A 21,443-nucleotide genomic window follows, 5' to 3' on the forward strand; every position below is an offset into this window, starting at 1 on the left:
TTTGACCCCGTACCTCTGGCTCCTCCTGGCCTGCGTGTTCACAGGTCGGCGAGGTTGGCCTGGCCCGCCCGGAGCCGGGAGAGTTGAATGAAATGGTCGGGGTTGAGAAACAGCTCATTCATCTCGCCCATCTCATCGACAGTGATGCCTTTGCGTATCAGGTAGTCAAGGTATTGGAAGGCGTCCTTAGCACCGAAGCCGACGTGGTGGGCGCCAAGTAGGCGGCGGCTCTTGCCGTCATAGACAGCCTTCTGGAAGCCGGTCAGCTCAGGGCGAGTGAAGGCGTAGAGCATCGACCCCTCCGCACAGGGCAGGGCGAGTTCGTCGTTGCGGATGCCCTTGGGTGGCATCTGGATGACCACCACGTCGTCATAGCGTTGCCGCGCCTCGGCCTCGGACAGTCCCACCCAGGTCACCTCGTAGGTGGTGTGCAGGAAGTCGGGGTATTCCGAGAAGTCGAACTCATAGGCGTCGCCCATGATGTTGCGGGCGGCGGTCACCCCGCATTTGCGGGCCTTGAACATCTCCATCGGCGCGCCGATCAGGTCACCGATCGCATACACTCCCGCCACCGAGGTCCGCATCCGTGAGTCGACCTTGATGAAGCCTTTGTCGTCGACCTGCACGCCCAGCGCGTCGACGAAGGGCTGCGAATGAGGCCGTTCCCCGGTGCCCAAAAAAACGAAATCGGTGGTGATTGTGCGCTCGCTGCCGTCGGCCAGCCGCAGCCGCACACCGGTGACCTTGCTGTTGCCGATCACCTCCAACACGTGCGCTCCCTCGAGAATCTCGATGCCGCGCTTGCGCATCCCGTCCACCACATAGACCCGCAGGTCCTCGTCCACATGGTGCAGGCTGCGGGTACGCATCAGCGGGCTGCGGGAGACGATCGTGGTCTGACAGCCGGCAGCCTGGAAGAACGAGCCGTACTCCAGGGCGGTCTTGGACCCGCCGACGATTACGCATCGCGACGGCTCGTAGTCGAGCTCCTCAATCAAAGTGGCGAAGTCATACACCCCACGCGTCGTGATCCCCGGGATGTCGGGCAGGTGCCCGCGAGCGCCGGTGCCAAGCACGAGGTTGCGTGTGGTGTACCGCCTGGCGGCCACCTCGACGGTGTTGGCGTCGATCACCCTGGCTTTGGCGTTGAGGATGTATTCCATCCCCAGCTGTTCTTTGCTTTGCCAGTTCATAAAGGCGTGCGGGTTGTTGCGGCCGGCCTTAAACAACTCCACCACATCCAGGATCGAGGCACGCTTCTCATCGAATTCCGGAAACCACAGCGTCCCGGAGTTCCAGCGCATGTAGTCCATCTCCCGGGCCGCCTCGGAGAACAGGTGGTGCGGCACGCACGCCTGGTGCGGGCACGAGCCACCCAAAAACGGCCACTTGTCCACCACAAGCTGCCGGCCGCCTCTGGCCTTCAGGTACGCCGACCCGAAGCGGCCACCGGCCCCACCCCCTATGAAAATCGCGTCAAAGGGAGCGGAGTTGTCGGGGTCGACGTTCACCAGCGGCTCGGCCACTTCCCCGAGCTCCGCCCGGTGAATCAGCTCCCCCCACTCCTGCATGCTCAACACCGTGTTCCACAGGTCCATCGGTCTTCCTCCTTGCGCTCATCGCCGTGTGGTCGCTTCATGGGAGTCGCGGCGTTGATCCCAAGCATGCGGAAAAGCCCACCGAGCCGACATGGCCCAGCAGGGTAAAGCAATACCTGGTTCTCAGCCCAACCAGCCCGCCTGCACGCCGGCGGGCGACACCCGCAGCCGCGCCACGCGTAGGGCCGGGTCTCGAGGCACGAAGGACCGGAAGGCGGTGAGCGTGGCGAGAACCGATAACGACACCTGGGAGATCACCGAGAGCGTGGGCGCCACGGCGCGGGGTGTCGCGGCGGCGCGCGCAGCGGAGACCGAAAGTGAAAACCCACTGATCCGCGATCCGTTCGCGCGGGTGTTCCTCGATACCGTCGGCGAGGAGGTGTGGAGCTGGTACGAGGCGCCCGACCTGCCCGTGGAAGTCATCGAGGCCGAGCCGGATCTGCCGCTGCGGATGCGGGTAATGGTCGACTACTTCGCAGCCGCGGGTTTGGACGCGCGGTGCTGGCGGTTGCCGTGGCCCGACAACACGACGGTCTTCGAACTTGACCAGCCCAGGGTGCTGGAGTTCAAGTCCTCGACATTGCGCAGCCATGGCGCCCGGCCGACATGTAACCGGGTCGGTGTCCCGGTGGACCTGCGTCAGGACTGGCCGGCAGCGTTGCTACACGCCGGTTTCGATGCGTCGGCGCCGAGCGCGTGGTCAGCCGAGGGGCTACTGCCTTATTTGCCGGCGGGCGCCCAGACCTGCTGTTCGACTGTATTCAGCGGCTCACCATCACCGGCAGCCGGATCGCGGTCGAGGCCCTGGCACCCGACTTCGCCGACCCCGGGGCCCGCGCGCGCCGGCGAGCGCGGATGGATCGCATCCGGGCACTGATGGCCAGGGCCGACCCGCGGCGCGAGGTCCCCAGAGCCGATGAGCTGTGGTACTTCGAGGAACGCGACGACGTCGGCGAGTGGTTGCGCCGCCATGGCTGGGAAGTGACGGTGACGTCGGCCGAGCAGTTGATCGCCGGCTATGGCCGCAAACCGCCCGAGGAACTCGAGGACGGCGCCCCACGGAACGTGTTTGTCTCCGCGCGGCGGGTGGCAATGTCGCGCAACTGAGCGCGCGGGCAAGCCGCTAGATTGTCATCGCGGTACCGGCCTCGGGCCGGGAATCGCACCCCTTCGTGTGGTCCGGGTTTTAGTGTGGAGCCGATCGGGTCACCTACGGGAGGTAGCAATGAGCGAGCACGAAGTGAAAATGATCGTCTTGTCGACCGATGACCTGGACGAGTCGATCCGGTTTTACAGCGAGACCCTGGGAATGCCGCTGAAGTTTCGTGACGGCGCGCACTTCGCGGCCCTCGACGGTGGGCCGGTCACGCTCGCGCTGGCGACGGCGGTGGACCACCCCATGCCCGGGCAGGTCGTCGTCGGTATCAAGACCGCTGATGTCGACGGCGCGGCGAAGGCTGTCGAGGCCGCCGGTGGCGGTATCGTGAAGGGTCCCTACGACGACGCGCACGAGCGCCGCGCCGTCGTCTATGACAACAAAGGCAACGGTTTGGTGTTTTACAAGCCGCTGGCCCGCTGAATGGCACGACCTGATCGCGCGCCGGCGGGCGGCGCTCGGGGACGGAGAATCCGATGATCGAGATGCTGCCCGACATGCCGGAGGGTGTGATCGGAATTCGTGTGTCGGGCCGGCTGCGGGGCGACGAGCTGCGCGAGGTCAAGCCCGTCCTGGAGGAGCGGCTGAAAATCGGCCTGAAAACCGGCGAGGTCCGGATCGTGGAGGTCATTGGGCCACGGTGCCGGGCCCGGCCTGAACGGCTAAAGCGCGCGGGCTGACCGCAGCCGGTGGCGCAGTCCGGTGGCGCGCAGCGCCCGGCGCGTGATCGCGGCGCGGACCGCGGCCTCGGAACCGACGACACGGACCTTGGCCTTGGCCCGCGTCACCGCCGTGTAGAGCAGCTCCCGCGTCAACAAGCGCGATTCTTCGGGCGGCAGCAGCACCGTGACCTGGTCGGCCTGGCTTCCCTGGATTTTGTGGATCGTCATCGCGTGCATCGTCTCGACATCGCCGAGACGGCTGGTCGCGAAGTCCAGCGGCCCGGCCGCGGCCGCGATGATGGCCCGTAGGCCGTCCGGACCCGCCACCACCACGCCGGTGTCGCCGTTGCGGATGCCCTGCCCGTCGCTGTTCCGCGTCACCAGCACCGGCCGCCCGGGGTACCACTCCGACCACGGTGGCTCGCCGGTTTCTTCGGCAAGCCACATTTGCAGTTGCCGGTTCCAGTGCCGCACACCAAAAGGCCCGTCCCGATGCGCGCACAACAGGCGATGCTCGTCCAGCGTCGCCAGCGCCTCATCGGCGGCTCCCAACAGCGCCGCCTCCCGGAGCCGAAGCGCGTGCGGCAGCAGGATCGAGCGCAACCGATCGGTCGCATCCGGGTCTTCGACGAACTCGACATGCTCGTCTGCCGTTCGCAACAGCCCCACGGCGCGCTCGGCGTCACCCGCCCGGATCGCGTCCGCCAGGGCTCCGATCGACTCCCCGAACCGGTGCGATGTGCGCAGCGTCGCGACTCGCACGTCGTCGCGCGCCGAAAGGCCGTCCACGAGATCCGCGAGCACGGCGCCGGCTTCCACCGACGCGAGCTGATCGGCGTCGCCGACCAGGAGCAGCCGCGCATCCGGCCGCACCGCGTCCAACAGCCGAGCCATCAGGGTCAGCGACACCATCGAGGTCTCATCGACCACGATCACGTCGTGCGGCAACCGGTTTCCGCGATGATGGTGAAACCGCGACGAGGTGCCCGGCATGGGGCCCAGCAACCGGTGCAGCGTCATCGCCCGCAAGTCACCCAGCCGTGCCCGGTCGGTGGTATCCAGCTTGGCCACCTCGTGGCGCACCGCCTCGTGCAGCCGGGCCGCGGCCTTGCCGGTGGGCGCCGCCAACGCTATCCGCAGGCCGGCCCGGCCGGAAAGCTGCGCCTGTTCGGCCAGCAGCGCCAGCAGCCGGGCGACGGTGGTGGTCTTGCCCGTCCCCGGTCCCCCGGTCAACACCGTAACCGCCTGCGACAAGGCGATGTCCGCGGCGCTGCGCTGTTCTTCGAAGCCCCGGGGGAAAAGTCGCTCGTAGCCGGGCACAACGGCGGCCGGCCGGGGAGCCGACAGCGCGAGCAGGTCGGCGCACACCTGCTTTTCCTCACGCCAATACCGGTCGAGGTAGAGCAGCCGATCATCCTCGAGACGCAGCACCGGCGGCTGCTTCAGCAGCGGACTAGCCCTTAGCGCCGCCAGCCATCCCGCGGGCTCGGGCCACGGCAACCCACCGGTGCCGATATCCGCCACGATGCCCGAGAGGTCGATACACACCGATCCGCCGCGCAGTGCGCGCACCGCGAGGGCGACCCCGAGCTCCACCCGCTCGTCGTGTTCCTCCGCTAGGACGCAAACCCGTTGAGCCACATGGACATCCGAGACATCCAGCACCCCGGCCTCATTGAAGGCCCGCAGCAGCCCGGTCGCGCCTATCGCCACCGCGACGTCGCCGAGCGTCACGCTGCCCGCCTCTCGCCGTCGAGCAGATCCGACAGCGCCACCACGAATCGGGCCGGCGGGCGCCAACCGAACACCCCGCACGGGTGCCCGTCAACCACCGGGGTATCGGCACCGCACATGCCGCGCACGAAGAGATATAACACCCCGCCGAGGTGCCGAAGCGGGTCATAGCCGGGTTGTCGCCAGCGCAGAAAGCGATGCAGCACAACAACATACAACATGGCCTGCAGGGGGTAGTCGGAATGCAGCATGGCCTGGGCCAGCCGCGCGAAAGAGTAGTCCGGCGCGAAATCGCCCAGGTGGTTGGTCTTGTAATCCACCACGAGGTAGCGTGGCCCGGGCACCCGCAGCACCACATCGATCGACCCGGCCAGATAGCCCCGCAGCGCCTGGTCGCCCAGCCCGGGCGACGTCAACCGGCCGGCGTATGGCGCCAACGGGTCATCGGCGGCCAAATATGATCGCAGCAGCTCGCCCACATCGGATAACGACACCTCCCGCGCCGGACCCCCTAGGTCGCCCCCGGCCAGTAGGTCGCCCCCGGCCAGCGGAAGTTCGAAGTCCAGCTCCCGCAGCCGATCACCCACCCCGATCTGCCTGAGCGCTCGGTCATCGGCCAACGGCCCCAGCGGGGTGTCATGCATCGGCACCAGCGCGGCGGCCAGTTCGGCGGGGCCGACGCCGGCCGGCCACCACGTCAGGTGCCGACGCGTCTGCTCCTCGAGCTCGTCCACCAGGTCGGGCGTGGACGGGTCCGCCGTTTCCAGCACCGCATGCACCAGTGACCCGAACGCCGCGCCGGACGGCATCCCCGCCAGCGGCGAAGGGAGCGCCAAACCCTGACTCGGCGCGGTGATGACGAGGCCCTCGGTCTCGTCGTCACGCGCGGCGATCTCCGGTTCGCTGTCCACGCCGGTGGGCTGCGCGCCGCGCACCAGCGCCGAATATGAGGTGCGCCGCCAGGTGGTGTCGATCGTGCGGTGAAAGTGTCGCACCTCGAAATGGCCTGCCGGGGGCGCGGTTTCGCTGGTCGCAGCGACGACGACCACCGATTCCTCCACCGACGGGCCGCCGGCGGCTTCCCAGCGTTTGAACACCGCCCACGCCTCCTCGTCGGTGATGCGCGGCGCGCACTTGTCGGGCACCTCGGCCTGCCCGGCGCCGCGGCCGCGCAGCAGCCGTGACAGCCCACCGTTGCGCTCGTCCGACGACGGTGCCCACCACGCCACCACCTGTGACCGCGCGCGGGTGAGCGCGACGTAGGTGAGCCGGATGTTGTCGCGCGCCGCCTCCAGGCGGCTCAGCTCCTCGACGGCCCGGCGCTCGGGGGTGCGGCGCTGTCCGCCGACGTACAGGCAGCGGGTCTCGGTGGAATCGTGATAGAGCAGGATGTCGCCGATGCGGACATAGCGGTTGAACGCGAACGGCAGATACACGATGGGGAACTGCAGGCCCTTGGCCACAAAGACGGTCATGATCTGCACCGCGGCGGCGTCGCTGTCCAGGCGGCGGTTGTGCTCGCTCACCCGCGTGCGGGTGTCGCATTGGCGGCGCAGCCAGTCCCGCAGCGCGGGCAGGCTGCGGTGTTCCCGGTGGGCGGTCTGGTTCAGCAGCTGCGCGATGTGCGCCAGGTCGGTCAGCTGCCGCTCGCCGCCATGCTGGCTGAGCAGCCGGCGACCCAAGCCGGCCAGCTGCGCAGCCTCGAACACCGCGGCCATCCCGCGTTGGCGGGCGTGATCGGCCCACTGGCGCAGCGTGGCCGCTATCCGGTCGGTGAGCGCATCTCCCCCGGCGGCCAGGGTTTCCGCGGTCTCACCGAAGAACATCGTGCCCGCGGCGGCCCGAACCAGCCCACTGCGGTGCGGTGCGTCGAGCGCCTCCAGCAGGCACAGCCAGTCCTGGGCCGCCTGCGAGTCGAACACGTCGGCGTCGCCGGTGTAGACGGCGCGAATCCCCTTTTGAGCCAGGGCATCGCGGCAGGCGCGGGCATCCTCGTGGTGTTCGACGATCACCGCGATATGCCCGGCCTCGACCGGCCTACCGTCATAGGTGGCGCCGCTGGCCAGCAGGCGTGCGATGTCGGCGGCCAGATCGGCGGGAATGTGGCGGCGCAAAAGAGCGATTGGGATGTTGTCGGTGCCGCTGTAGCCGAGGGTGGGGCGTTTGACCACGCGCAGCCGAAACGCCGCGTTGTGCGGTGCGCCGACCAGCCGGTGCCGGCGGTGGTGCGCGACGATGTCGCGCACCACGATCTCGGGGTGGCCCAGCGCCGCGCCGCCCAGCACGGTGTGCAGGCCCTCGACGAGGGGGTTGTCGCCGCGGTAGTTGACGCTCAGCGTGTAGCGGGCGCTGGCGGTGCGGGCCGCCTTGAGGTAGGTGTGGATGTCGCCGCCGCGGAAACCGTAGATGGCCTGCTTGGGGTCTCCGATCAAAATCAGCGTCGCATGCCCGCTGAACGCGCGCTCCAGCACCTGCCACTGGACGGGGTCGGTGTCCTGAAACTCGTCGACCAGCACGATGCGCCAGCGGCGCCGCATCCGCTCGCGGGCCGGGGAGTCTGCTGCCTCAAGGGCTTTGGCGAGCCGGGTGAGCAGGTCGTCGTATCCGAGGATGCCCAGCCGGCGTTTGCGGTGGTCAAGCTCGGCTCTCACGGCGCTGGCGAAGCGCAACCGGATGCCGGCTTCGCTATCCGGGTCCGGATCGAGCGGCCGCAGCTGTGCGCAGGGGTCGTTGACGACGGCTCGGGCGAGCTCCAGCGCCTGCTTGCGGGTCAGCACCGGGGCCTGCTCGCCGCGCCCGAACAGCGCGAGGTAGAGGTCATCGACGATCTCCCCGACCAGGTCGTCGAGGCTTTCGGCGAGCTTGACGTTGGCCGCGGTGTCACCGGCCACGCCAAGCGATCTCAGCACCCGGCCGCAGAACTCGTGGGTGGTGGCGATGGTGGCGGCGTCGAAGTTCGCCAGCGCGTCGCGCAGCCGCGATCGCCTGGCCGCACGCTCGTCATCGCCGCCGCTGGCCAGATGGCGGAGGAGGTCACTGCCGGGTGGCATCGGGTGGCCCTCCAGTGCGGCCACCGCCTCGACGATCTGGCCGCGGACGCGTTCTCTCAGCTCGCGGCTGGCGTTGCGGTTGAACGTGATCAGCAGCATCTCGTCGAGAGTGGCGCCGGTCTCGGCCAGATAACGGGTGACCAGCCCGGCCAGCGCGAACGTTTTTCCGGTGCCCGCACTGGCCTCCAGCACGGTGGTGGAGCCCGCGTCGGGCAGCGGACCCAACAGGTCGAAGTGGTTCATCAGCACCCCCGCCTTTCGGCCTGCAGCACGGGTAGCCACAGGCGTTCGGCCAGCACACCCAGCCGGCAGCCGCCGCCGAGCAGCCTCTCCAGCGGGGCGCCCTCGCCCCACACCTTGCGGTGCGCGGGCTCGCTGCTCTCCCCTCGGTAATTTCTGGTGGTCGTCCATTCTCTCGTCGCGGCACGGTGTGGGTCGTCGCCGTTGTGGCGGGCTTCGGCCCACGCATACGACGTCTTCAGCGGCAGCGGCAGCGGCGCACGCCGTCCCGCGTCGTACAGCGCCACCAGCTCCCGTGCGACCCCCAGCGGGTCGGGCGGCGCAGCGAACCACCGTGTGGCGATGCGGTTTGCGACGCGGTTTTCGTCCGTGGCGCGCCCGATGCACAGCGCCGTCCACGCTCGGCGCGGCTGCCCAGCGGCCAGGGCCACCAAGACGATCCACGCCTGCAGCACATGCTTGGGCGCCAGCCTCGAGTAGGTCACCGAGACCGTGCATTCCCCGAACACCGGCGTGACGGTGCCGGTGAGCCGCCGCCCGCCGCCGAGATCGACGTCGATGTCGTGCGCTTCGGCCGCATCCGCTCGGTGCCGCAGCGCGGCGAGCGCCAGCTCGCGCGCGCGGTCGCGGATCTCCTTCGCGATGCGCACACCGAGACGTCCGGGCGGCAGCGTGCCGCGGCGCCACTCGGCGTTGGCGGCGGTCTCCGGATGCATGCCGCCCAGCATGTCGCGCAGCATCCGGGCGCCAACGCTGCGCTCTTGCAGCGGGTCGATCTCGACGGGAATCGCGTCTTCGATCGTGCCGACGTCCCTCGGCGGCGCGCAGTCCAAGGCCCGGAAGAACCCTTTGACCGGATCCTTGAAAAACTCCAGCAGATCGCTTAAGGCAACGTCGGTGGTCGGCCCGGTGGGCCGCATGTCGGCGACGACCGGCGTGTCGGTGACAAATGGCGTGGGCGCGCGGCGTTTTCCAGCGGCGGCCCGGGCCGCGGCCAGTGCGGCGGGCTCGAACGTGAACGGCTTGCCGGGCACCAAAGCGCCGGGCAGGACGTTTCTGTGGTCGAACGGTTGTAAGGGGTGCCTGATCAGGATGCGCTCGCGCACCGGGGCCGTCGTGGTGCGGTCCAGGGCGTCCAGCAGCTCCGCCAGCGGCACCGCGGGCGGACGCGGATGCCCGGTGTGCTCGTCGGCACCGGTATAGGTGATCACCAGCGTCTCGGTGGCCGCACATACCGCGTCGAGCAGCAATTGACGGTCCTCGGAACGGATGTCACGCTCCCCGGTCATCGGTTCGCGGGCCAGCACGTCGTCGCCGTCGGGGATGTCGAGCCGCGGGAACACCCCATCGTCCAGCCCGAGAAGGCACACCACCCGATGCGGCACCGAGCGCATCGGCACCATGGTGCAGATTGTCAGCGTGCCGGTGCGAAAATTCGCCCGGGTGGGCCGCCCGGCAAGATGCCCGTCCAGCAGGGCGCGCACGTCGGGCAGCCGCAGCACGGTAGCGCAGCGAGGACCGGCGTGTCTTAGCACGTCTGCGAACTCCCGCTGCAGCTGCGCGTGTTGCCAAGGCTCGCGCGACACGGTGAGCAGCGCGACACCATCGCGCAGCGCCTCCAGCCATTGTGTCAAAGGTTTTGTGCCGTTGAGACTTTCGACGACACGATGCAGCCGTTCGACGTATTCGGCCAGCCGCCCGGCCAGCTCCACCTTGTCGCTGCCCACGTCGTCGAGCGGCAGCGCGCTGGCCAGCCAGGCCTGCGAGTCATCCGACATCGCCACCCCGGTCAGGATGCGGTCGATCCCGAAACGCCAGGTGTTGTGGTGGATGTGGTCCAGCCCGTAGGGCTGGCGGTGCTGGCGGTCGAAACCCCAGCGGATGTTGGATGCGCGCACCCAATCGGTGATCGCGTCCAGGTCGTCGTCGGTGAAACCGAAGCGGGCGCGCACCGGCGCGGCCTGCGCCAGGTCGAGGACTTGGCTGGCGGTGGCGCGACTCCCGGCGATGGCCAGCAACTGCGTGGCCACCGCCAGCAGCGGGTTTGTCTGGGTGAGCGCGCGGTCGGCGAGCCGGACCCGCAACCGGTGCGCCGGGTGGGCGGCACCGGCGTTTTCGCCCAGTCCGAAAGCGGCGAGGATCAGCGGGGCATAGGTTTCGATGTCGGGGCACATCACCACGATGTCGCGGGGGTGCAGCGTCGGGTCGTCCGCCAGCAGCCCCAGCAGCACCTCGCGCAGCACGTCGATTTGCCGGGCCGGCCCGTGACAGGCGTGCACCTGCACCGAGCGGTCGCCGGGCCGGAGCGCCCGGCCCTCGGGCCGGACCGCGTTGGCGGCGATGTCGGCTTGCAGCCAGCCCAGCAAAGTCTCGGGTTTGGTTGCGCCGCTCAGGTATTCGTCGGTGGCCCGGTCGGCCGGCAGGGCGCGTTGCAGCTCTCGCAGGTCACGCCCGAGGGTTTCCAGCAGCGGGTGGCGGGCAGCGTGTCGGCTGCTGTCCTCGGTGCGCGGAACGGAGCCGTGGATATCGGCCAGCGCCTGCCAGAGCTCGTCGCTGGGGTGGGGTAGCCACAGGTGCAGTTCATGGTGGGCGGCCGCAGCGTCGAGCAGTTCCACTTCGGTACCCGCCAGCCGGGTGTGCCCGAACAGCGATAGCCGGGCCGGCAGATCGGCCGGGCCCGCTCGCAGCCGCGCCACGGTTTTCTCATGCCTGACGTGCGGCGGATCGGCGTCGACGGCGGCCACCAGCGCCCGCCACAATGCCGGTTGCCAGGCCAGGTCTGCGTCGAGCGATGCGCTGCCGTCTAGCCAGTCGGCCAGCAGCCGCGGGCGCTGGCGGGCGTAGCAGGCGAACAACCCGGCCAGCCGGCGTGCCACCGCGTATCGTCGGCCCCGCCGTAGCTCCGCCTCGGCGCCACTGTCGAAGTGCCCCAGGTGTTGTGCCAGCGTGTGACACCATGGCTCATCCAACGAGCGGTCGATGACCTCCAGCAACGGCCACGTCATGGCGTCGGGCGACCACGGATCGTCCTCTGCCGTGCCGGTGATCTCGGCGATCAGCGAGCCCGGGCTGCGAAACACTATCCCGGCGCACACCCCGTCGCCGCGCGCCTTTCCCGGTCCGCGCCCCAAGATGTGCGAAAGCCGCTGGCTTAACCAGCGCTCCAGGCCGCGCGCCGCAACCAGCACCAAATCCGGGGCAAACGGGTCGGGCGGCGGGTCGGCCAGCAGCGTCCCGAGCCGCTCGGCAAGCAGGTCGGCGCGCTCGGCGCGGTGAACGTGAAGTGCCATCGCGGGCCACCTTAGACGGCCGCCCCGACATCGCGGGCCGGCGTGCCGCCGCGCCGCCACGCGCATCCCCGCGCCCGCATCTCGGCCCGCCTCCTAGGATGCGATCGTGCGGGGACACACGGGCGATTACGGGATCGACGGATCGTTTCACATTGTCTCCGCGCGGGCACAGCTCGTGGGTGTCGCCGGCGTGAGTGCCGCGCTGCTGCTGTGGTCGGTGACGCGCTGGGCCCGAGGCAGACGGTTGACCGCGGCGCTGGCGGCCGCTGGTGGCGGCGGGGTCGCGGGCAGCGCAGCCCTTTACGGGTACGCGACCCGGGTAGGCAAATTCGTGGTGTGGGACCGGGTGCTCGATGACCTGCGACTGCGGGGCGATGAGACACTGCTCGACCTGGGCTGTGGCCGTGGCGCCGTGCTGTTGGCCGCGGCGAAACGGCTACCGCGCGGCCGCGCCATCGGCGTCGACCTGTGGCGCGCCGACCAGACCGGCAACTCCCCGTCGGCCACGCTGGCCAACGCTGCGCTGGAGAACGTCGCCGACCGCGTCGAGGTGCGCACCGCCGACATGACCGCGCTGCCGTTCGCCGACGCCAGCTTCGACGTGGTCGTCAGCAGCCTGGCGATCCATAACATCCGAACCCCCGGCGGCCGACGGCAGGCTCTCAGTGAGGCGGTTCGGGTGCTCCGTCCGGGCGGTCGTCTGGCCATCGCGGACTTGTGGGGAACACGCGAGCATGCCGACCGGTTACGGGCGCTCGGCTGGCGCAATGTGCGACATCGCAACCTCGGCTGGCGCATGTGGTACGGCGGGCCGTGGGTGTCCACCCGTCTGGTCACAGCGACCAAGCCGGGCGTCTCGGCGGCCGGCTAAGTTCACTTGGCGGTCGGCTAAGTTAGGGTACCTGTTTCCGGCAATCGGGTCGGCTGCGATGTTCGCCGCCGCAAAACGTGCTGCCGGGAAAGGCCGCTAAGCTCCTCGGCAACCGGAGGGCATCATGGCAGACGATCGATCCAGCGACCCGCAGCCAAAGTTCGCCGATATTGTGCTGTCGGGCGGCGGGGTGAAGTTCATCGGCCTGGTCGGTGCCATCGTCGCGCTGATGGATGCCGGATACTCCTTCAAAAGGGCTTCGGGGGTTTCGGCCGGCTCCGTGGTGGCGGCGATCTTGGCGGCCGCCTCCAAAGGTAACCAGCTGAGCGGCGGGGACGTCAGGGAACTCGCGTTGTCCGTGCCGCTGCGCAAATGGCGCGACGCCGGGCCCGTCCCGTTCCTTGGCGCCGCCTGGGGGCTGCTGCGGGACGCCAGCCTGTACCGCGGGGACTTCGCCTACGACTGGATACGCAGTGAGCTGAAAAACCTCGGCGTCAGCACCTTCGGTGACCTGGCCCTGAACGAAAACCACCTGATCGAGGAACGGCGCTACCGACTGGCGGTCACCGTGGCCGACGTGACGATCGCCCAGCTGGTGCGGCTGCCGTGGCACTACCGGCGCACCTACGGGCTGGACCCCGATGAGCAGTCCGTCGCCCACGCGGTGCGCGCCTCGATGGCGATCCCGTTCTTCTACCCGCCGGTCAGCTTGACCAGCGCCACCGGGCGAACCTCCCAGCTGGTCGACGGCGGCGTGCTGACGAGCTTTCCGATCGACTGCTTCGACCGGCCCGACGGCAGGCCACCGCGCTGGCCCACGTTCGGGATCACGGTGCTGCCGAGGCCTGCCGAGGGAATCGACGAGGTCATGCCCGTGCTGAAGCCACTGCGGTTTTTCGAGCAAACGTCCTTGCTAGAAAGCCTGCTCACCACCATGCTGGTGGGCCACGACCAGCATCAACTGAGCCGGCCGTGGGTACGGGCCCGCACCATCCAGGTGGAGTCGACCGATGTCGGTGTGCTGGACTTCGACGTCTCCAGAACACGTCTCGAAGAGCTCTACGAGAAGGGGTATGCGGCGGCGCAGGAGTTCCTGGCGACCTGGGACTGGTCGGCATACCTCGACCAGTTCCGGCACTCCCGATGGCGGCTGCCCCCATCGGAGTGAGGTGCGCGATCCCGCCCACCGTGTCACACTGCGGGCCGGAGGAGGCGACGGTGACGCGGTTGCCCGTCGGGGCCAACCGCGTCACCGGCAATCACCCGATGCTATTGCCCGAACTCGGCGGCCATTGCGTCGATGCCGACGCGGATGCTCGTCAGCGCTTCGGCGCGTGTCCGCAACTTGGTGGCGGCATGCGCGTGCCGGTTGAGCGTGGCAAATTCGCGGGCGGCTTCCTCGGCGCGCCTGAGCACCATCTCCGGTAGCACGATTTCATCCAGAAAGCCCGCGGCGATCGCGGTTTCACCAAAGAATGTCTTGGCCAGCCCGGCCGCCTGCTGGTACGCCGACGGCGTCAACCGCAGTTTCATGATCTCCAGAGCCGGGGACGGGATGGTCATGCCGATCGCCACTTCGTTGGCCTGGATGTTGTAGGCGGGAGCGGCAATGCGATGGTCACCGCTGGCGAGCAGGAACGCCCCCATCGCGATGGCATGACCGGTGCAGGCCATCACCACCGGCTTGGGGCACGCCAGTAGGCGGTGTACCAGCTCGAAGCCGCCCTTGAGCATGTCGATCGCGGGCTGCGCCTCGCCGGACGTCAGGATCTTCAGGTCGAACCCGCCGCTGAACACTCGGTGATTGCCGGCGATCACGATCGCCCCGACGTCGTCGTGCTCGGCGCTGTCCAGTGCCGCGTTGATGGCCCGCTGCATGTCCGGGCCCAACACGTTGACCTTGCCGTCGTCCATCGTGATCACCGCAACGGACTCGTCACGGCGGTAGGTGACCGGGCCGCTCACGTTTCTCAGATCCGCTCGCTGTGGTGCTTGCCGAGCCCGTTTTTGGCGTCACCCCAACGCAGGCTGACGTCGGTGGGCTCGTCGACCTGGCGGGCGCGCCACCTGTCCTGGGTTTCGCGCACCGCGGTGTTGATTCGCTCGATCTCGCTGCGAAATACCTCGGGTCGAGTTTCCTTGCTGGCGTAATGGAAGTAGGTCAACAGGCCGCGCAGCAGCTCCAGCTTCTGCTTTTCCCGCTTGGCCAGATCATGGTTGGCCATCAACTCCACCCGCTGAACCGGCGGCAGCGTATTCCAGTCCAGCACCACGTCGGTGTGCAGCGGGCGCGGTTCGCGCCGCCAAACCCGCCATCCACGTGACCGCTCGGGGCGGTCGTAGTAGGTCACGGTCCCGGTGAAACGGGACTCGATGGCCTCCCCGAGCTGGGCACGATCGAGCGCCGAATCCCACACCATCCGCCACTCCTGCCCGGGCGCCAGCAACGGTAGCTCTGTGGGCAGCCCCAACTCGACGACATCGGCGTAGCCGTCGGAGGCCTGCTCGTATGCGGCGACGGTCGGGGGATTCGTAAACGCGAACTTGACGTGGTAGGCCGCGGTTTTGCCGAAGTTCTTCACCACGAGCTCGATCACGTGCCAGTCGGCGGCGTGCGGCTCCATGAACATGCTCACGTAGGGCCGGATCTGGTCGGTCGTCAGCTGACGGTTGCGCTGAATCTGCCTGTTGGCGTATACCAGCGCGACCGCGCCGAGGGCAAGCGCGGCCCACGCCCCCCACGCCAGCCAGGTGGCCGATCCGGCCTGGGCCACGGCGTGCCAACGGTCCTGGATCCACCCCATCGGTTGCACCTTCCGCTTATACCACACCGCCGGCGACCATCGGCGAGCGAGAATTCGCTGATGGCCTCCCCTGCGGGCGCGCGAGCCTTCGCTGGCCAGGGAATCAGCGTCCTCAGCCGCGCATCAACATTCGCCACTGATCGAGATTCGCAGCACGGTAGACGTAGTTGCGCCGTTTGACCTCGGAGAGCGGGGCGGCGGGATCGGCCGAGTACCAATGCCCCGGATACACCGTTGGATCACCGGGAAGCCGCTTGAGCTGTTGCAGGCTGCGGTACATCTCATCGGAGTCACCGCCGGGAAAGTCGGTGCGCCCGCAACCCTCCAGGAACAACGTGTCACCTGCGATCAGCCTGCCGTCGAGCAGGAAGCATTGGCTGCCGGGTGTGTGACCCGGGGTGTGCAGCAGCTCGATCTCGATATCACCGACGGCGACCTTGTCGTGGTGCTCATGGGTGGTCAAGTCGCTCATGGCAACCCCGGTAACCCGCGAAACCCACAGCGCTTCATGGCTGTTGACATGCACGGGTACGCTGGTGCGCTCCAGTAGCTCGGCCAGGCCTTTCAGCTGGAAACCCAGCATCGAACCGCCCACATGGTCGGGGTGGTGATGGGTAACCAGCACCCCGGTCAGGCGCATCTCGTCGGCTTCGAGCGCGTCGGCCAGCTCCCCGGCGGCATACGCCGGGTCGACCACGACGGCTTCGCCGGTCTGGTGATCCCCGATCAGGTAGGCGAAGTTGCGCATCTGCATCGCCAGCGCGTCACCGACGGCGAAATCGCGCCCGGATAGCAGTTGCCGGAAATAAAGCCGCCCCACCCCATCAGCGTAAGATACGGCCGCCCGCTCGGCCATGACGCGGCCCGCGCTCGGCGGGGTGAGGCGGCAGTAGCAAGGGCGGCAGTAGCAAGGTTTGCCTCACGGGCGGCTTCGCGGTTGGGTATCGTTAGCCCATGGCGCAGCGGAAGGTTGAAATCGAGATCGACGAAGAGCTCGTCGACGAGGTAATTCGCCGATACCACCTGCACGGCGCGCGGGAAGCTGTCAATCTCGCGCTGCGAAGCCTCGTCCACGGCCCCGACACCCCGGGTTCTTCGCTGGATGAGGAAGTAGATGAATTCAGCAACCTGGACGCCCTGCGTCCGAAGCGGTCCTCCGACACCGCCTAATCCAGCGCCGCCTACTCCCGCTCGCCCGGGTGGGTGACGGCGGCGCCACTCGCGTAGTTTGGTGGCGTTACCGGCGAGGCTGTACCCTCTTGTAGGCCCGCAGCGTGAGTCGGCCGGTCGCGACGGGTGACGCCCCCTTAGCTCAGTCGGCAGAGCGTTTCCATGGTAAGGAAAAGGTCAACGGTTCGATTCCGTTAGGGGGCTCGGCGGACACCGAGCAGGCTGGCGGCCCAGAACCGAAGGCATGTGGTCCCGTGGCGATGTAGCTCAGTCGGTTAGAGCGAACGACTCATAATCGTTAGGTCGCCGGTTCGAGTCCGGCCATCGCTACCAGGCAAGTCGTCAGCTGCGAAAGAGGACAAAGGGGACTGATATGGCCTCCAAGACCGATGTGCGCCCGAAGATCACCTTGGCGTGCGAGGTGTGCAAGCACCGCAACTACATCACCAAGAAGAATCGCCGCAACGACCCCGACCGGCTGGAGCTGAAGAAGTTCTGCCCGAACTGCGGTAAGCACCAGCCCCACCGCGAAACCCGGTAGCGCCTACCCGTGGGCAGTTGCCGAGATCCGGTAGGTTCTACAGCCGTGTCACTGAACGAAAGCATCGTCGGGAGGCATTACCGCTATCCCGACCACTACGAGGTGGAGCGGGAGAAGATCCGCGAGTACGCGACGGCCGTCAAGAACGACGACCCCGCATTTTTCGAGGAGAAGGCCGCCGCCGAGCTCGGCTATCGCGGGCTGGTGGCGCCGCTGACGTTCATCTCGGTGTTCGGTTACCAGGCCCAGTCGGCGTTCTTCGAGAACGCGAACATCGCGATCCACGAGGCCCAGATCGTCCAGGTCGATCAGGTGCTCAAGTATCTCAAGCCGATCCAGGTGGGCGACAAGCTGTACTGCGACGTCTACGTGGATTCGGTGCGCAAGGCGCACGGCGCCGACATCATCGTCACCAAGAACATCTGCACCAACGACGCGGGAGAGCTTGTGATGGAGACCTACACGACCCTGGCGGGACGTGCCGGCGACGAAGGAGAAGAGGGTTTCAGCGATGCCACGGCGTGAGTTCAGCTCGGTGAAGGTGGGTGACCGGCTTCCCGAGCGGGTGTATCCGTTGACCCGCCAGGATCTGGTCAACTACGCCGGGGTGTCCGGCGACCTCAACCCGATCCACTGGGACGACGAGATCGCCAAGATGGTCGGCCTGGACACCGCGATCGCGCACGGGATGCTGACCATGGGCATCGGCGGCGGCTACGTCACCTCCTGGGTCGGCGACCCGGGGGCGGTGACCGAGTACAACGTGCGGTTCACCTCGGTGGTGCCGGTGCCCAACGACGGCAAGGGCGCCGAGATCACCTTCAACGGCCGGATCAAGTCGGTTGACCCCGAGACCAAGTCGGTGACGATTGCCCTCACCGCGACCACCGGCGGCAAGAAGATCTTCGGGCGGGCGATCGCGTCGGCGAAGCTGGCGTAGGCATGGCGATCAAAACCGACATCCGGGGGATGGTCTGGACGTATCCGGACACTTACGTGGTGGGCCGAGAGAAGATCCGGGAGTTCACCAAGGCGATCAAGGCCGACGACCCGGCCTGCCTGGACGACAAGGCGGCCGCCGAACTCGGGTATGACGGCCTCGTCGCGCCCCTGACGTTCACCACGATCTTTGCGAAGCTGGTGCAGGCGGACTTCTTCCGGCACGTCGACACCGGCTACGAGACGATGCAGATCGTCCAGGTCGACCAGCGGTTCATCTTCCACAAACCGATCGTTGCCGGTGAGGTGTTGCACGCCCGGATGGAGATCCAGTCCGTCGACGAGCGGTTCGGCGCCGACATCGTCGTCACCAAGAACATCTGCACCAACGACGCCGGCGAGGTGGTGCTGGAGGCCTATACGACGATGATGGGCCATGAGGCCACCGACTCGGTCCAGCTCAGGTGGGACATGGAATCCGGCCAGGTCGTCAGAACCGCGTGATCAGCACGTGATTGGTACGTGATTAGTAACCACATCTGCGCCGATGTACACTCGGACCCCGGGGTTTTCCCGCTACCTGCGCGCTGCCCGTGATTGCCGGACGGGGAGCGCGCGCGTCATGTAAAGCCCCGCAGGTTGGCCCGCCAACCGTGAAGGGGCGTAGCTCAACTGGCAGAGCAGCGGTCTCCAAAACCGCAGGTTGCAGGTTCAAGTCCTGTCGCCCCTGCTGACGGCTAACACCCGGTGGCGATGCGGGCCGAGTCGGCCCGGGAGCGGCCGGAGCGTAAGGATTCGTGCAAAGGTGGACACTGGAGGGTGACCGCTAGACGAGGCGAACGAAGGAGCATGCGGTGAGCGACGAGCGCGACGGTGCCGACGCCGCCCGCGACGGCAGCACGGGGGATATCCGCGAAGGCGGTCAGACGGCTGTGGTGACGCGGCCGCAGCGGCCCACTGGTAAGCGGTCCCGACAGCGGATCGGGGCAGCTGGCGCCGACGGCCCGGGACCGTCCACGGCGATCGACGTGTCCAAGAACGGTGCCGGCACCACGACCAAGACGGCCGAGAAGGCTAAAAAACCAGCGCGCCCGTCGGTTAACCCGATAGCCTTCGTCTACAACTACCTCAGCCAGGTCGTTGCCGAGATGCGCAAGGTGATCTGGCCTAACCGCAAGCAGATGATCACGTACACCTCGGTGGTCCTGGTGTTCCTGGCGTTCATGGTGGCGTTGATCGGCTTGGCGGATTTTGGCCTCGCCAAGCTGGTGATGCTGGTGTTTGGATGAGGCGCGCAGGGCTATAGGGAGGACGGAAAGCTGTGACTACCTTCGAGGGCGATACGCGCGCAGGGCAGGCGGTCGACGTGGAGGAGACCGGCCCGGATGCGGTGGTCGATACCGGTGCGGAGCCGGCTACGCAGCCCAGTGCCGAGCCGGCCGATGAACTCGACCCCGCGGCCGCGCTCAAGGCGGAGCTGGCCAAAAAGCCCGGTAACTGGTATGTCATCCATTCCTACGCGGGCTACGAGAACAAGGTGAAGGCCAACCTCGAGACCCGGGTGCAAAATCTGGATGTCGGCGACTACATCTTCCAGGTGGAAGTGCCCACCGAGGAGGTCACCGAGATTAAAAACGGCCAGCGCAAGCTGGTCAACCGCAAGGTGCTGCCGGGCTACATCCTGGTGCGTATGGACTTGACCGACGAGTCATGGGCGGCGGTGCGCAACACCCCGGGCGTCACCGGGTTCGTCGGCGCGACTTCACGCCCGTCGCCGCTCTCGCTGGATGACGTGGTGAAGTTCCTGCTGCCGCAGGGGCAGGCGAGGAAGACCACCAAGGGCGCCGCCGCCACCGCTGTGGCCGCCGCCGAGGGTGGGCTGGAACGCCGGGTCGTTGAGGTCGACTACGAGGTGGGCGAGTCGGTCACCGTTATGGACGGACCGTTTGCGACCTTGCCGGCCACGATCAGCGAGGTCAACGCCGAGCAGCAGAAGCTCAAGGTGCTGGTGTCCATCTTTGGACGGGAGACACCAGTGGAGCTCACCTTCAGCCAGGTCTCCAAAATCTAGTCAGGTACGCCGTGCGCCGGCTCGTCGGCGCCTCGGCACTCAGACACGGCACTCAGACACGGAAGGAACACCACCCCCGATGCCCCCGAAGAAAAAGAAGAAGGTCGTTGGGCTGATCAAGCTGCAGATCGAGGCGGGTCAGGCCAACCCGGCGCCGCCGGTCGGCCCCGCGCTCGGCCAGCACGGCGTCAATATCATGGAGTTTTGCAAGGCGTATAACGCCGCAACCGAAAACCAGCGCGGCAATGTCATCCCGGTGGAGATCACCGTATACGAAGACCGTAGCTTCACCTTTGCGCTCAAGACGCCGCCCGCCGCTAAGCTGCTGCTTAAGGCCGCGGGTGTGCCCAAGGGGGCGGCCGATCCGCACCGGACCAAGGTCGCCACGGTCAGCTGGGATCAGGTCCGCGAGATCGCCCAGACCAAAATGGCCGACCTCAACGCCAACGACATCGACGCCGCCGCCAAGACGATCGCCGGTACGGCCCGGTCCATGGGCATTGCCGTCACGTCGTGAGCCTAGTTAGCCCCGACAAGTCAAACCCGTGGGAGGGCCAGCTTCGGCCCGCGCCGTAACCACAACCAACGCAGATTGGAAGCAGATGAGCAAGCACAGCAAGGCATACCGGGCAGCCGCCGAAAAAGTGGACCGCACAAAGCTATACACCCCCCTGGAAGCGGCCAGGCTGGCCAAAGAGACGTCGTCGAAGAACCAAGACGCGACCGTGGAAGTGGCCGTCCGGCTTGGTGTCGATCCGCGCAAGGCTGATCAGATGGTCCGCGGCACGGTCAACCTGCCGCACGGTACCGGCAAGACGGCCCGCGTCGCGGTGTTCGCGGTGGGCGAGAAGGCCGCCGAGGCCGAGGGCGCCGGGGCCGATGTCGTCGGCAGCGATGACCTGATCGAGAAAATCCAGGGTGGCTGGCTAGAGTTCGACGCCGCCATCGCGACACCCGACCAGATGGCCAAAGTGGGCCGGGTCGCCCGGGTGCTGGGCCCGCGCGGCCTGATGCCCAACCCCAAGACCGGCACCGTCACCACCGACGTCGCCAAAGCCGTCGCCGACATCAAGGGCGGCAAGATCAACTTCCGGGTGGACAAGCAGGCCAATCTGCATTTCATCATCGGCAAAGCCTCGTTCGACGAGAAGCGCCTCGCGGAGAACTACGGCGCTGCGCTCGACGAGATCCTGCGGCTCAAGCCGTCGACGTCGAAGGGGCGTTACTTGAAGAAGGTCACCATGTCCACGACGACAGGTCCGGGCATCCCGGTCGACCCGTCGATCACCCGCCACTTCGCGGAGGCCTAGGGCCAAT

Annotated in this window: 19 protein-coding genes, 3 tRNA genes and 2 pseudogenes; 17 read left to right on the forward strand and 7 right to left on the reverse strand. The window is 67.6% G+C overall.

Translation table 11 applies throughout. From position 1 onward, the window contains the following. Window positions 1–38: 38 nt before the first annotated feature. A complete protein-coding gene (locus MSM1_RS10440; RefSeq protein WP_213441969.1) occupies window positions 39–1,598 on the reverse strand; it encodes an NAD(P)/FAD-dependent oxidoreductase in 1,560 nt (519 codons plus the stop codon). 223 nt (window positions 1,599–1,821) lie between these two features. Between MSM1_RS10440 and MSM1_RS10445 the strand changes: the two are divergent. The 3 genes and pseudogenes from MSM1_RS10445 to MSM1_RS10455 all read left to right on the forward strand — a co-directional run. Beyond that, window positions 1,822–2,705: pseudogene (locus MSM1_RS10445) on the forward strand (SAM-dependent methyltransferase). Between the two features lie 118 nt (window positions 2,706–2,823). Next, the gene (locus MSM1_RS10450) at window positions 2,824–3,177 is read left to right on the forward strand and encodes a VOC family protein (RefSeq protein ID WP_213441971.1); all 354 of its coding nucleotides are present in this window, start codon (window positions 2,824–2,826) and stop codon (window positions 3,175–3,177) included. 53 nt (window positions 3,178–3,230) lie between these two features. Further along, window positions 3,231–3,386, forward strand: a pseudogene (locus MSM1_RS10455) (STAS/SEC14 domain-containing protein); the annotation flags it as partial. Between the two features lie 30 nt (window positions 3,387–3,416). On the opposite strand, the gene recD reads toward MSM1_RS10455, so the two are convergent. The 3 genes from recD to recC are packed head-to-tail and all read right to left on the reverse strand — an operon-like array spanning window position 3,417 to window position 11,730. After that, the gene (recD, locus tag MSM1_RS10460) at window positions 3,417–5,150 is read right to left on the reverse strand and encodes an exodeoxyribonuclease V subunit alpha (protein WP_213441973.1); all 1,734 of its coding nucleotides are present in this window, start codon (window positions 5,148–5,150) and stop codon (window positions 3,417–3,419) included. Continuing rightward, window positions 5,147–8,443, reverse strand: coding sequence for an exodeoxyribonuclease V subunit beta (recB, locus tag MSM1_RS10465; RefSeq protein WP_213441976.1), 3,297 nt, complete (start codon window positions 8,441–8,443; stop codon window positions 5,147–5,149). Before recB ends, recD begins: the two co-directional genes overlap by 4 nt. After that, entirely contained in the window at window positions 8,443–11,730 is a 3,288-nt protein-coding gene (gene recC / locus MSM1_RS10470) for an exodeoxyribonuclease V subunit gamma (RefSeq protein ID WP_213441978.1), read from the reverse strand. Before recC ends, recB begins: the two co-directional genes overlap by 1 nt. A gap of 106 nt (window positions 11,731–11,836) precedes the next feature. Here recC and MSM1_RS10475 point away from each other — a divergent pair, with 106 nt between their 5' ends. Next, window positions 11,837–12,601: a class I SAM-dependent methyltransferase gene (locus tag MSM1_RS10475; RefSeq protein WP_213441980.1), complete on the forward strand. Its 765-nt coding sequence runs from the start codon at window positions 11,837–11,839 to the stop codon at window positions 12,599–12,601. A gap of 124 nt (window positions 12,602–12,725) precedes the next feature. Then, window positions 12,726–13,769, forward strand: coding sequence for a patatin-like phospholipase family protein (locus MSM1_RS10480; protein ID WP_213441982.1), 1,044 nt, complete (start codon window positions 12,726–12,728; stop codon window positions 13,767–13,769). Between the two features lie 101 nt (window positions 13,770–13,870). Here the strand turns inward: MSM1_RS10480 and MSM1_RS10485 are convergent, their stop codons facing one another. From MSM1_RS10485 to MSM1_RS10495, 3 genes are all read right to left on the reverse strand, one after another. Continuing rightward, entirely contained in the window at window positions 13,871–14,566 is a 696-nt protein-coding gene (locus MSM1_RS10485) for a crotonase/enoyl-CoA hydratase family protein (RefSeq protein ID WP_213441984.1), read from the reverse strand. 5 nt (window positions 14,567–14,571) lie between these two features. After that, window positions 14,572–15,405: a hypothetical protein gene (locus tag MSM1_RS10490; protein WP_213441986.1), complete on the reverse strand. Its 834-nt coding sequence runs from the start codon at window positions 15,403–15,405 to the stop codon at window positions 14,572–14,574. 112 nt (window positions 15,406–15,517) lie between these two features. After that, the gene (locus tag MSM1_RS10495) at window positions 15,518–16,225 is read right to left on the reverse strand and encodes an MBL fold metallo-hydrolase (RefSeq protein ID WP_374101704.1); all 708 of its coding nucleotides are present in this window, start codon (window positions 16,223–16,225) and stop codon (window positions 15,518–15,520) included. Between the two features lie 134 nt (window positions 16,226–16,359). Here MSM1_RS10495 and MSM1_RS10500 point away from each other — a divergent pair, with 134 nt between their 5' ends. The 12 genes from MSM1_RS10500 (at window position 16,360) to rplA (ending at window position 21,436) form a co-directional block, all read left to right on the forward strand. Beyond that, entirely contained in the window at window positions 16,360–16,575 is a 216-nt protein-coding gene (locus MSM1_RS10500; RefSeq protein ID WP_213441990.1) for a type II toxin-antitoxin system VapB family antitoxin, read from the forward strand. 131 nt (window positions 16,576–16,706) lie between these two features. Next, window positions 16,707–16,779: transfer RNA gene (locus tag MSM1_RS10505), tRNA-Thr, on the forward strand. Window positions 16,780–16,831: 52 nt separating this feature from the next. Next, window positions 16,832–16,908, forward strand: a tRNA-Met gene (locus MSM1_RS10510). Between the two features lie 40 nt (window positions 16,909–16,948). Next, on the forward strand, window positions 16,949–17,116 hold the full coding sequence (gene rpmG / locus MSM1_RS10515; RefSeq protein ID WP_213441992.1) for a 50S ribosomal protein L33: 168 nt from the start codon (window positions 16,949–16,951) through the stop codon (window positions 17,114–17,116). Between the two features lie 45 nt (window positions 17,117–17,161). Then, complete coding sequence (gene hadA, locus MSM1_RS10520) at window positions 17,162–17,641, forward strand: (3R)-hydroxyacyl-ACP dehydratase subunit HadA (RefSeq protein ID WP_213441994.1); 480 nt, start codon at window positions 17,162–17,164, stop codon at window positions 17,639–17,641. Beyond that, complete coding sequence (gene hadB, locus MSM1_RS10525; RefSeq protein WP_213441996.1) at window positions 17,628–18,056, forward strand: (3R)-hydroxyacyl-ACP dehydratase subunit HadB; 429 nt, start codon at window positions 17,628–17,630, stop codon at window positions 18,054–18,056. Before hadA ends, hadB begins: the two co-directional genes overlap by 14 nt. Window positions 18,057–18,058: 2 nt before the next feature. After that, a complete protein-coding gene (gene hadC / locus MSM1_RS10530; RefSeq protein ID WP_213441998.1) occupies window positions 18,059–18,559 on the forward strand; it encodes a (3R)-hydroxyacyl-ACP dehydratase subunit HadC in 501 nt (166 codons plus the stop codon). Window positions 18,560–18,712: 153 nt separating this feature from the next. Further along, window positions 18,713–18,785: transfer RNA gene (locus tag MSM1_RS10535), tRNA-Trp, on the forward strand. Window positions 18,786–18,909: 124 nt separating this feature from the next. Further along, window positions 18,910–19,344: a preprotein translocase subunit SecE gene (gene secE / locus MSM1_RS10540; RefSeq protein ID WP_213442000.1), complete on the forward strand. Its 435-nt coding sequence runs from the start codon at window positions 18,910–18,912 to the stop codon at window positions 19,342–19,344. 32 nt (window positions 19,345–19,376) lie between these two features. Further along, complete coding sequence (gene nusG / locus MSM1_RS10545; RefSeq protein ID WP_213442002.1) at window positions 19,377–20,126, forward strand: transcription termination/antitermination protein NusG; 750 nt, start codon at window positions 19,377–19,379, stop codon at window positions 20,124–20,126. A gap of 79 nt (window positions 20,127–20,205) precedes the next feature. Next, window positions 20,206–20,643 (forward strand): 50S ribosomal protein L11, encoded by a 438-nt coding sequence (gene rplK, locus MSM1_RS10550; protein WP_213442004.1) that lies wholly within the window; start codon window positions 20,206–20,208, stop codon window positions 20,641–20,643. Between the two features lie 85 nt (window positions 20,644–20,728). After that, on the forward strand, window positions 20,729–21,436 hold the full coding sequence (rplA, locus tag MSM1_RS10555) for a 50S ribosomal protein L1 (protein ID WP_213442006.1): 708 nt from the start codon (window positions 20,729–20,731) through the stop codon (window positions 21,434–21,436). Window positions 21,437–21,443: the final 7 nt, after the last annotated feature.

This window comes from Mycobacterium sp. SM1, from assembly GCF_018361265.1.
Classification (GTDB): Bacteria; Actinomycetota; Actinomycetes; order Mycobacteriales; family Mycobacteriaceae; genus Mycobacterium.

What these genes read in the sequence shown, in the direction of transcription:
- MSM1_RS10440 (WP_213441969.1), bottom strand. Translation starts at nt 1,598, where the DNA reads ATGGACCTGTGGAACACGGTGTTGAGCATGCAGGAGTGGGGGGAGCTG.
- rpmG (WP_213441992.1), top strand. Translation starts at nt 16,949, where the DNA reads ATGGCCTCCAAGACCGATGTGCGCCCGAAGATCACCTTGGCGTGCGAG.
- MSM1_RS10480 (WP_213441982.1), top strand. Translation starts at nt 12,726, where the DNA reads ATGGCAGACGATCGATCCAGCGACCCGCAGCCAAAGTTCGCCGATATT.
- MSM1_RS10490 (WP_213441986.1), bottom strand. Translation starts at nt 15,405, where the DNA reads ATGGGGTGGATCCAGGACCGTTGGCACGCCGTGGCCCAGGCCGGATCG.
- hadB (WP_213441996.1), top strand. Translation starts at nt 17,628, where the DNA reads ATGCCACGGCGTGAGTTCAGCTCGGTGAAGGTGGGTGACCGGCTTCCC.
- rplA (WP_213442006.1), top strand. Translation starts at nt 20,729, where the DNA reads ATGAGCAAGCACAGCAAGGCATACCGGGCAGCCGCCGAAAAAGTGGAC.
- recC (WP_213441978.1), bottom strand. Translation starts at nt 11,730, where the DNA reads ATGGCACTTCACGTTCACCGCGCCGAGCGCGCCGACCTGCTTGCCGAG.
- MSM1_RS10500 (WP_213441990.1), top strand. Translation starts at nt 16,360, where the DNA reads ATGGCGCAGCGGAAGGTTGAAATCGAGATCGACGAAGAGCTCGTCGAC.
- rplK (WP_213442004.1), top strand. Translation starts at nt 20,206, where the DNA reads ATGCCCCCGAAGAAAAAGAAGAAGGTCGTTGGGCTGATCAAGCTGCAG.
- hadC (WP_213441998.1), top strand. Translation starts at nt 18,059, where the DNA reads ATGGCGATCAAAACCGACATCCGGGGGATGGTCTGGACGTATCCGGAC.
- MSM1_RS10450 (WP_213441971.1), top strand. Translation starts at nt 2,824, where the DNA reads ATGAGCGAGCACGAAGTGAAAATGATCGTCTTGTCGACCGATGACCTG.
- recB (WP_213441976.1), bottom strand. Translation starts at nt 8,443, where the DNA reads ATGAACCACTTCGACCTGTTGGGTCCGCTGCCCGACGCGGGCTCCACC.